This is a genomic window from Deltaproteobacteria bacterium (genome assembly GCA_018668695.1).
Classification (GTDB): domain Bacteria; phylum Myxococcota; class XYA12-FULL-58-9; order XYA12-FULL-58-9; family JABJBS01; genus JABJBS01.
The window spans coordinates 21,366-31,722 of record JABJBS010000007.1 but is presented as its reverse complement, the minus strand read 5'-3'; the positions used below and the strand labels follow the sequence as shown (position 1 = coordinate 31,722).

At 49.7% G+C, this 10,357-nt stretch carries 9 protein-coding genes; 2 read left to right on the top strand and 7 right to left on the bottom strand.

The window, feature by feature from the left end; all coding sequences use genetic code 11:
* Together HOK28_00410 and HOK28_00405 are read right to left on the bottom strand one after the other, a co-directional pair.
* The coding region (locus HOK28_00410) for a proline--tRNA ligase (GenBank protein MBT6431520.1) at positions 1 to 1,415 on the bottom strand (1,415 nt) is incomplete at its 3' end.
* A gap of 107 nt (positions 1,416 to 1,522) precedes the next feature.
* Positions 1,523 to 2,305, bottom strand: a complete 783-nt coding sequence (locus HOK28_00405) for a hypothetical protein (GenBank protein ID MBT6431519.1) — start codon at positions 2,303 to 2,305, stop codon at positions 1,523 to 1,525.
* Between the two features lie 407 nt (positions 2,306 to 2,712).
* Between HOK28_00405 and gmd the strand changes: the two genes are divergently transcribed.
* Complete coding sequence (gmd, locus tag HOK28_00400; GenBank protein ID MBT6431518.1) at positions 2,713 to 3,771, top strand: GDP-mannose 4,6-dehydratase; 1,059 nt, start codon at positions 2,713 to 2,715, stop codon at positions 3,769 to 3,771.
* A gap of 7 nt (positions 3,772 to 3,778) precedes the next feature.
* Positions 3,779 to 4,735 (top strand): GDP-L-fucose synthase, encoded by a 957-nt coding sequence (locus tag HOK28_00395; protein MBT6431517.1) that lies wholly within the window; start codon positions 3,779 to 3,781, stop codon positions 4,733 to 4,735.
* On the opposite strand, the gene HOK28_00390 is transcribed toward HOK28_00395, so the two are convergent.
* The 5 genes from HOK28_00390 to HOK28_00370 form a co-directional block, all read right to left on the bottom strand.
* On the bottom strand, positions 4,710 to 5,648 hold the full coding sequence (locus HOK28_00390) for an SDR family oxidoreductase (GenBank protein MBT6431516.1): 939 nt from the start codon (positions 5,646 to 5,648) through the stop codon (positions 4,710 to 4,712). The genes HOK28_00395 and HOK28_00390 overlap by 26 nt on opposite strands.
* A complete protein-coding gene (locus tag HOK28_00385) occupies positions 5,648 to 6,976 on the bottom strand; it encodes a UDP-glucose/GDP-mannose dehydrogenase family protein (protein MBT6431515.1) in 1,329 nt (442 codons plus the stop codon). The genes HOK28_00390 and HOK28_00385 overlap by 1 nt, the downstream gene beginning before the upstream one ends.
* 126 nt (positions 6,977 to 7,102) lie before the next feature.
* Positions 7,103 to 7,660, bottom strand: a complete 558-nt coding sequence (locus tag HOK28_00380) for a hypothetical protein (protein MBT6431514.1) — start codon at positions 7,658 to 7,660, stop codon at positions 7,103 to 7,105.
* A gap of 198 nt (positions 7,661 to 7,858) precedes the next feature.
* Positions 7,859 to 8,680: a hypothetical protein gene (locus HOK28_00375; protein MBT6431513.1), complete on the bottom strand. Its 822-nt coding sequence runs from the start codon at positions 8,678 to 8,680 to the stop codon at positions 7,859 to 7,861.
* Between the two features lie 187 nt (positions 8,681 to 8,867).
* Complete coding sequence (locus HOK28_00370) at positions 8,868 to 10,340, bottom strand: PDZ domain-containing protein (GenBank protein ID MBT6431512.1); 1,473 nt, start codon at positions 10,338 to 10,340, stop codon at positions 8,868 to 8,870.
* Positions 10,341 to 10,357 lie beyond the last annotated feature (17 nt).

Here is a 10,357-nt window from a genome sequence, read left to right as displayed (position 1 = left end):
GAGGGCTTGCCAGTCACAATACACTCTCCAGCTTCGATATCGCCTTCCAGAGGGATACAGCGAATGGTTGCTTTGGTTTCTTCTTTGACGCGGGCCTCTGTTTCAGCTGTGCCGTCCCAATGGGCCATGACAAATTTGCCTTCTTCTTGCCCAAAGACATCTTTGAAATCATCGTAGCTGTCTACGCTGAGCGTGTTGTCGGCCAAGCGCTTCTTGGCCGCAGCCAAGAGGTTGTTTTGCTGGTCGTTAAGTATCTTTTCGATAACCTCACCAACATTGTCCAAAGACATGGAGTCTTTTTGATCTTGAGAGCGCTCTTTGTACATGACCTTGTTGTTGTCGATATCGCGCTGCCCTAATTCAAGACGAACCGGGACACCTTTTTGCTCCCATTCGAAGTACTTGTGGCCTGGACGGTAATCTCTGGAATCAACGACGGTGCTGATGCCGCGGGCTTGAAGCTCCTTACGAATCGCTTCAGCTTTCTCCATGATCAGAGCGTCGTTGGATTTTTTACCCACAATAGGAATGATAGCGGTTTGAACCGGTGCCAGTTTCGGAGGCAAGACCAAACCGTTGTCGTCGGAGTGGGTCATGATGAGACCGCCGATGAGGCGTGTAGAAACACCCCAACTGGTTTGCCAGACGTATTCTTGCTTACCTTCTTTGCTTTGAAACTTAACATCAAAGGCTTTACCGAAGTTTTGACCCAGATCATGGCTGGTCCCGGCTTGGAGAGCCTTACCATCTTGCATCATGGCTTCGATACAATAGCTTTGCAGTGCACCAGCAAACTTCTCAGTATCTGTCTTGAGGCCTTTGATGACTGGCATAGCCATCCAGTTCTCTGCGAAGTCTGCGTAGATATCGAGCATTCTACGAACTTCTTCAAGTGCTTCTGGGTGGTTGGAGTGTGCGGTGTGACCTTCCTGCCAGAGAAACTCACTGGTTCTTAAAAACATACGTGTTCTAAGTTCCCAGCGCATGACATTCGCCCACTGGTTGATCAGTAGAGGCAGCTCTTTGTAGCTATCGATCCAGCGTGCAAAGAAGTGGCCAATGATGGTCTCACTGGTCGGCCGAATCACATAGGGCTCCTCGAGCTCTTTACCACCAGCGTGAGTGACTACTGCCAGCTCTGGTGAAAATCCCTCTACGTGCTCAGCTTCTCGTTTGATGAAGCTCTCAGGAATCAGCAGGGGGAAATAAGCGTTTTGGTGCCCGGTTGCCTTGAACATATCGTCGAGGGCACGTTGGATTTTCTCCCAAATCGCGAAACCATGAGGTTTGATAACCATAGAACCTTTGACAACTTCAGCCGGCTCGGCGAGATCGCCCTGGCGGATAACATCTTGGTACCAGCGCGAATAGTCTTCGCTGCGTGGTGTAATACGTGAGGCTTGCTTGTTTGACATCGTGCCACTCCTAAATAGGGAGCTGGCCTTCTACAAGACGAATGTGTCCCCGGCAAGGTCGAGGACCCGCCGAGGGGCAGAATGTGCTGATTTATCAGTAGAAAATGTTATCGACGGGCGAGTGGGAATCGCTCTGTGGCAGATTTGTGGATTTCGAAGTAGAAATTCTGTGCAGATGTATTCGGCGTGCAGTTGATGGTGACTTGATGAATCAACTCGCCACTGACCAAAAGTGTTTGGCGTGCCATCTCGTGGCCTCCGCTTGTACATGCCGATGAGAGCTCAACGAAGTAGGCCAGTTCGATATCATCATGAACCATAACCGGGTGCTGAGGTGAGCGACCAAATGTCGACGACCGGCGGGCCCAGCTTGAGGACATAACCGCTCGTGCCAGCGAAAGCCGCCGAGATAAGTCGAACTGCATGATGAAGTCGTCGGGCTGCCCGCCAGCGAATTGGTAAGCGCCTCGGCTGGCCATGAGATCTTCAGCGAGAATGACGAATGAGGCCAAAGCGTCGATGCTGGCATCTTGGTTGCCTTGTGATTTGTGTGCGAGGTGAATGTACCAGTAAGCAAGTGAGCGACCTGCATCACTCAAGTATCCAGTTGCGATGGCACGGCTGAATGCTTCTGCGGCGACTGCATCCTGACCCGATTTGAGATAGCCCAGCGCAACCTCTAAAAGTTCACTTGCGGTTAAGTCATCGTTGATCACAACGTGCTGCTCGGTCTCATTTTGAGAAGCAGGCGTGGCTGCCTTTTGGGTCTCTTCTTTTTCAGGCGATGGCACGGGTTGAGCTTGTTGTGCGGCACAACCGAGAAGCAGGGAAACCGACGCCAGGCATGCGGTGAGTGTCTTAAATGCTTTATTGGATTGAATTTTTTTCATTACTGCTCCCCCTGCGGATTCCCATCCCTACTCCTTTAAGTTTATGAGGTGGATACGATGCTTGCACGTAAAACTTTGAGTTTCTTGACTCAAAGTGAGACACAGTATGCGCGTGTGGGGCAATGTGAGCAGCGGTGGTTTTGCCCGCATACATAAGACTACTTTTTGTTACTTTTCGCGTGTTCCCAAAATGGGAATGCTCTCTTTGGGGCGGGAAGCTACGGGTGCAAGTCGGATTTAAGGCGTCACGTTAACAAACTGGCGAAATATTTCTTCGATCAAAGCCTAGGTGACCGGATTGACATGCTCTTAAGTGATTGATTTAAATAGGCAATAGCTGATTCGCGGACAATTTGCGTCGTGAGTTTTTCCGTGCGCACATTGTAGGATGAATTTGGAGGTTTGTAATGGCAAAGGTTGCACTCATAACTGGGATTACGGGGCAAGATGGCGCCTATCTGGCAGAACTCTTGTTGAACAAAGGTTACATCGTTCACGGAATAAAACGTCGTTCCTCGCTCTTTAACACGGCGAGAATTGACCACCTTTACCAACACCCCCATACAAAAGATCGGAAATTCATCCTCCACCATGGTGATATGACCGATACGTCGAGTCTTGTGAGTGCAATTCGCAAGTCTTCACCAGACGAAGTTTACAACCTCGCAGCTCAAAGTCATGTGGCGGTTTCTTTCGAGGAGCCAGAGTATACGGCCGAGTCAGACGGTGTCGGTGTCCTTCGCTTATTAGAAGCGGTGCGCATACTCGGCCTGCAAGATAAGACTCGAGTTTATCAGGCTTCAACATCGGAGATGTTTGGGAAGGTTCGTGAAACCCCTCAAACGGAATTGACGCCGTTTTACCCGCGCTCACCTTATGGGGCTGCGAAAGTTTACGCGCACTGGGTTGTGGTGAATTACCGAGAGTCTTACGGAATGTATGCATGCAATGGGATTTGCTTTAACCATGAGTCGCCCATTCGTGGAGAAACTTTTGTCACCCGTAAGGTCACCCGTGCACTGGCGCGCATTAAGCTAGGTACACAGGATAAACTTTTCTTAGGTAATATGGATGCACGTCGTGATTGGGGGCATGCACGCGACTACGTCGAGGCCATGTGGATGATGTTGCAACAAGACGAACCCGATGATTTCGTGATCGCTACAGGTGAACAGCATTCGGTAAGAGAGTTCGTTCAGCTCGCGGCCGATGAGTTGGAAATCCCTCTGCGTTTTGAAGGTGAGGGCCTTGATGAAAAAGGCATCACCACCGATGGCCGGGTGATTGTTGAGGTAGAGCCGCGTTATTTTCGTCCCGCTGAAGTGGAGACGCTTTTGGGAGACCCGTCTAAGGCCAAAGAGAAGCTTGGATGGACCGCGAAAACAAGCTTTGAAGATTTGGTGCGAGATATGGCGCGCAATGATTTTAAGATAGCCAAGCGTGAGCACGAGATGGCAAAGGACTGATTTTACGATGGATACGGGTGCTAAAATCTATGTGGCTGGCCATAACGGCCTTGTCGGTAGTGCGCTTTGCAGAAAGCTTGAATCCAGCGGTTACCGTAATCTAATTTGTTTGTCGCGCAGCGAGTTGGACCTTTGTGACCAGAGAGCGACTCGGGAATTTTTCGAGAATCAAAAGCCAGACTATGTTTTTCTAGCGGCCGCAAAAGTTGGTGGGATTCACGCAAACGTGAGTCAGCCTGCGCAATTCATTCACGATAATCTTTCTATTTCTGTAAATATCTTGGAGGCAGCCCGCCAGTCTGGTGTGACGAAACTGCTTTATCTTGGGTCGAGCTGTATTTATCCAAAGATGTCACCGCAACCGATTGCTGAAGAGGCACTTTTGACAAGCTCTCTTGAGCCCAGTAATTCCTATTATGCGATTGCGAAGATAGCGGGATTGAAGATGTGTGATGCATACAATCGGCAGTATGGCACAAATTTCATAACGACTATGCCCACCAACCTTTATGGACCAAACGACAATTTCGACTTGGAAACATCTCACGTGCTTCCCGCTCTTTTAAGAAAACGTCATGACGCCAAGACCGATCAAGCCAAAGAGCTGGTGGTCTGGGGAAGTGGAACGCCTCGGCGCGAGTTTTTACACGCGGATGATTTAGCGGATGCCTGCGTGTTTTTAATGCAGAACTGCAGCGCCAGTGAATTGGATGGCCACGTGAATATTGGAACGGGCGTTGATGTTAGCATCCGAGAGTTGACGCACTTGATTCAAAAGACTGTGGACTACAAAGGTGCTTTGGCCTTCGACGCGTCAAAACCTGACGGCACTCCTCGTAAGCTTTTAAATGTTGATAAAATGAACAAGCTTGGGTGGACGGCGAAGAAAACTTTGGAGAAAGGTCTGGAAGATACCTACGACTGGTATCTTGCGAACCTTAACCTTTCGAAAGACGCTTCTTAAAGTACTCATACGTTGCCTGCAGGCCATGGTGAAGCGGTACACGTGGTTTCCAGCGTAATACATCTGCAGCCAAAGAGATGTCGGGCTTGCGGCGCTTCGGATCGTCTTGAGGTAGGTCGTGATAGTTAATTTCCGTAGAGCCGTCATGTATTTCAGAAACTTTCTCCGCGAGTTCACGAATCGTGAATTCGTCGGGGTTTCCTAAATTTACAGGGCCCACTGTTTCATCTTGTTCCATGAGCTTGATAAGGCCTTCGACCAAGTCTTCCACATAACAAAAGGAGCGTGTTTGTGTACCATCACCATAAATAGTGATCGGTTTACCAAGCAGTGCCTGAACGATGAAGTTAGATACGACTCTTCCATCACTTGGGTGCATATTAGGCCCGTAGGTGTTGAAAATACGAGCCACTCGGATGTCGACTTTATTTTGACGGTGGTAGTCGAAGAAAAGCGTCTCTGCTACGCGCTTACCTTCATCGTAGCATGACCGAATACCAATAGGATTTACATTTCCCCAGTAGCTTTCAACCTGTGGATGAACCTCGGGGTCGCCGTATACTTCAGATGTTGATGCTTGAAGAACTCGCGCGCCGACGCGCTTGGCAATACCCAGGACGTTGATGGCGCCCATAACATTGGTCTTTACGGTTTTGATGGCGTTGTATTGGTAATGCACAGGACTTGCGGGGCAGGCCATGTTGTAAATTTGGTCAACCTCAAGAAGGATGGGCTGTGTAATATCATGTCGAACAAATTCAAAACGTGGGTTATCGAGAAGATGGAAAACATTCTCTTTACGGCCGGTAAAGCAGTTATCGAGGCAGATGACCTGGTGGCCCTGTTTCAGAAGTCTTTCAGACAAATGCGAACCAATAAAACCGGCTCCGCCTGTTATCAGTATACGTTTCATTACTCTGCTCCTCTGCCGACTCCGTGGTATTCGATCCCTGCAATTTCCATTTCACCGGGTTCGAATTGATTCCGACCGTCAAAAAACACATTACCCTGCATAGAGTCTTTTAACTTTTTTAAGTCCGGATTTCTAAATTGGCGCCATTCTGTAGCGAGGACGACAGCATCAGCGCCTTCGGCGGCGGCATACATTCCCGTGGCAAATGATATTTGCGGGTTGTGGGCCATGGCAGCTTCGGCATTGGCCTGTGCAACTGGATCAAAAGCACAAACTTCTGCACCTGCTTCGGTGAGGCGCTTGGCGATGGTGAGAGCAGGTGACTCTCGGATGTCGTCGGTGTTGGGTTTAAACGCAAGGCCCCAAAGAGCGATTCGTTTGCCCTTTAAGGTTCCACCAAAATATTGAATGATCCGATTCGCGAGAAACATCTTTTGATGCTTGTTCACATGCTCAACAGCTTCAAGAATGTTTGCGGTGCAGTCCGACTCAAGGGCGACTTGCGCCAGCGCTTTTACGTCTTTGGGAAAGCATGAGCCGCCATAGCCAATCCCTGCGTAGAGAAAAGGCATGCCAATGCGTGAGTCAGTTCCCATGCCTCTTCGGATGTCCATGATATCGGCACCAATGGCATCACAGAGTCTGGCGAGCTCATTCATAAAAGAGATACGAGTCGCGAGCATTGCGTTGGCGGCGTATTTTGTCATCTCTGAGGAGCGAATACTCATCAGTAAAATAGGGTGCCCGTTTCGGGTGAAACCACTGTAGAGCTTGCACATCGCTTGGGATGCGAATTCGTGGTTGAAGCCAAGAACGATTCGATCGGGCCGCATAAAGTCTTGAACGGCCATGCCTTCCTTTAAGAATTCAGGGTTGGAGACCACATGAATTTTAAAGTCTGCGCCGCGTTCTTTAAGAACAGAGTCGATAACATCCTGTACTCTGTCACAAGTACCGACCGGTACCGTGGATTTTACAGCAACCACCAATTCTTGTGTGGCGAGCTCAGCGATTTGCTTGGCTGCTCCTAAAACATACCGGCGGTCAGCGGAGCCGTCTTCATCAGGCGGTGTGCCCACTGCGATGAAACAAACTTGAGACTCGGGTAAGGAGGTTTTGAGCTCGGTGGTGAAGCTTAGGCGCCTACTCTCAGCGTTTCGAGCGACGAGTTCTTCAAGGCCTGGTTCGTAGATTGGCATTTCACCGCGGTTGAGGCAGGCGATTTTTTTCTCATCGATATCGACGCAAGATACCGTATTGCCCATCTCAGCTAGGCACGTCCCTGTTACAAGGCCAACGTACCCGGTTCCAATGATTGTTACTTTCATTAACTGTTCCTCACAAATCCATAAATCGGTCACAGACCTTAAGCAAAAAGTAGTTCTTTCGCCAGGGCCTTCGTATCGAGGTCGAAACTCCTAATAAGCGCATATGCCATAGGGATTCAAATCGATTTAAAAGGGGATATGTTGCTCCAAGGGATAAACGTCTTGGTCCCATGGCATATTGAATTGGTAGGCCAGTTCTTGTTCGAGTGGCGCTCCGTGCAGTTGGGCGTGATGACGAGCTCGCGTTCCCTGTTTTGAATCCCCTAATGATATGATTTTAATAAGTTTTTGAAGCGCCGAATCATCCAGGGCTTGAATACAATCTTCAGCATGGGGAAGTTGCCAGTGTGCGAGGGTAAAGGCCCAAAAGGATAGTTGTTCACGCAGGATTTGATGTGCATCGTCTTTGACCAAGCCAATCATTCGGCTTGGTACCACCACAAAAATTTCATGAAAAAGAAACTCGGTATCTAGGGCCTCAAGGGGCAAGCGAGTTTCTGTAATGAAATCCTCCAGGATAAGCCGGGGTGTTTGGAGGTAGCCTTTGGAGCATGCGCGATACTCTTCTGAGTGTTCAAATTCGAAGAGTAGGTCTTCCACCCGCGCCTTTAGGGCTCGCACTTCGTTTCGAGCCAAGGTGACTTCGGATTCTTCGAGAAAGTATGGATGTGTTTTGGTGTACATTTTGGGCCTTGTTCTGAAGTTGTTACCCAACAAAGAGAGCAAGGACGGAGCCAATTCGATTGAACACGATTCAAGGGACTTAGAGAGGGCTGGGTGTCGCAGGTTGAATAATGACACGCGGTCATCAGAGAAATGCGACGATTTTAATCCAAAAAAAAGCCCCGCAATGCGAGGCTTTTTCTGATTCTTAATTTTGAGTCAGGCTTTGAGGTTGTTAATCATTGCCTGCTGAGTTTTGTGAATGTTTTCTAAAATCGCGCTGAAGATATTCATGACCTTTTGCTGCTCTTGGTACATGTTTTGTAAATCAAAGGTGTCCATCTCAGTGAACTCTCGCAACGAGTTCATGGTACCTTCCATGTCTGCCATGAGGTTCTGCGCCTCTTCTTTGCTACCGAGAGTTACGGTTTTTTCGGTCATGGTCATATTGCCATCTTTATCAAAGGTCACTTCGGTGAAATCAAACTCTTGCGGCCACTCGTCCTCTGAGATCACGTCCCGTAGGTCACGAAGGGTGTCGCGCATATCGCTGGCAGCATTGTTTTTATCTTGAACACGAAGGGCGTAGTTTTCGAGGTCGTTGTTGATAGAGCCCATTCCCAAAGCCATCACCGTACTCACAGCTTCACCTTGCTCATTGGGCTTGAGCCCCAAAGTTGAAAGTGAACTTGTAATGGTGTTGTTGGAAATCGATTGGAGATTCTGAGAGCAAGAAGAAAGGTCGGAGCTTTCAATGGCCTCTTGCTTGACCGCTTTAACGAGAGTGTCAACGGAAGCCATTAAGGTGTTGGTTTGCTCAGCGTTTAAGGTATCGAGCCGGTTGGTGAGTGCCTTGGCTTGCTCGGTATCGGTACCCATCGACATACGCAGGCTGGTGCCATTTTGCAGATTGATAATGGGCGCTTTTTCAAAAGCTTCGGTCTCGAAGAGCTTTACACGCTCTTTATTTTCAACGGATTGGGCTTGCTCCTGGTTTTGGATACTTGCGGGGCGAGCGGAATCAATTCGTGTAATAGCCATTTTGCTTCTCTTGTGAAGGGTTCTGTCTATTTTATACACGGGCCGGCCCCTCACGGGTTGATCTATTTAGGTTTTATCCAAGTAACAGATCTGAGGGCCCTAAGGTGCTGTAAATATTAGGGAATATATGAGGTCTCGCGTAGGGCTACGCGGGGTAAATTACGAGAGCCAGGGCGGCTGGCGGGCATTAAGGTGTTCTAAGCGCTAGGTAAAGCCGGCTTGCACCTCGGGCAATTTGCATTCGAACGATTTTCCCCGAGCCCAGCGCCTTAAAGGACTCAACGACTTCTCGGGCTTTGCGAACGGATTTCCCGTTGAGCTTGAGCACAACGTCTCCAGCCTGGAGGCCGGCACGGGAAGCAGGGCTTCCGGGTTTGACCTCTTTAATGACGGCACCTTTTTGACGCTTCAACTTAAACTGGCTACGCAGCTCTTGGGTGATGTCGGAAACACGAAGCCCGATGGCATGCTTTCCGGACATAGCTTCCGGTTCGGCTTGAGCCACGGCGGGCCCTTCGTCTGGAAACGCACCCAACGTGATGTTTAAGGTTTTGCGTTTTGACCCGCGGATAACCGTAAGGGGCACTGATTTCCCTACTCCGACTAAGCCGGCAAAGAGCGGCAAGTCGCGGCTATTTTTGACCTGCTTCCCGTTGAATTCGATAACGACATCACCTTCGAGGATACCAGCTTTCGCAGCTGGTCCACTTTGAACGACCTCGGCAACCAACGCTCCCATCGGTTCTTTAAGCCCATAGCTTTGAGCAAGTTCTTCCGTGAGTTGCTGAATGTGAATCCCGATCCAGCTTCGTGAGTAGCGACCTTTTGATTTCAGGTCTGGAAGCATTTCCTTGACCATGTTGATGGGAATCGCAAATCCAATGCCGCTGCCGGCTGCGTTGATGGCGGTATTGATACCAATTACTTCACCACGCATGTTGATAAGCGGGCCGCCGGAATTACCCGGGTTAATCGAAGCATCGGTTTGCAAAAAGTTATAAAACCCCGCTCGGCCCGATGGGGCAATTTCACGTCGGTCTTTTGCGGAAATGATACCAACCGATACCGAGTGTGAAAGGCCAAATGGATTACCAATGGCCATGACCCAGTCGCCGATGCGCATGTTGTCGGAATCTCCTAGGTAGGTGATGGGCGCGTTGGCTTTGTCGATGGTTTCCAGGAGGGCCACATCGTAGCGAGGTGCGGTACCAAGTACGCGCGCTTGCATGGAGCGTTCAGAGCCGTCGGCATCCATAAACGTAACATCGATTTTGTCTGCGTTTTCAACGACGTGATTATTGGTCAAAATCAGCCCATCTTGGCTAATCACGAACCCGGTCCCAATGCCGCGATTCACGCGTTCACGTCCGTCGCGGGACTGCGGAGCGCCGGGTACACCCGGTCCAAAAAATTTATGGAAGTACTCGAAGGGGTCCTGCACGCCTTGTCGCCGGTGGCTGCTCAACCGCATGCGCTGCTCAACTTGAATGCTGACCACCGCGGGCATGGCTTGAGATGCCAATGCGCTGAAGTCAGGCACCTGGGCCAGTGGCACTTGAGATGATTGCTTCTCAGCCCAAAGATTTGTGGAACGCGCCTGTGCGCTGCCCACCAAGGTAAGAACCAACGAACAGATTATGGCGATTCTGGCCATCAACATGTGTATCTCCCGTTTAC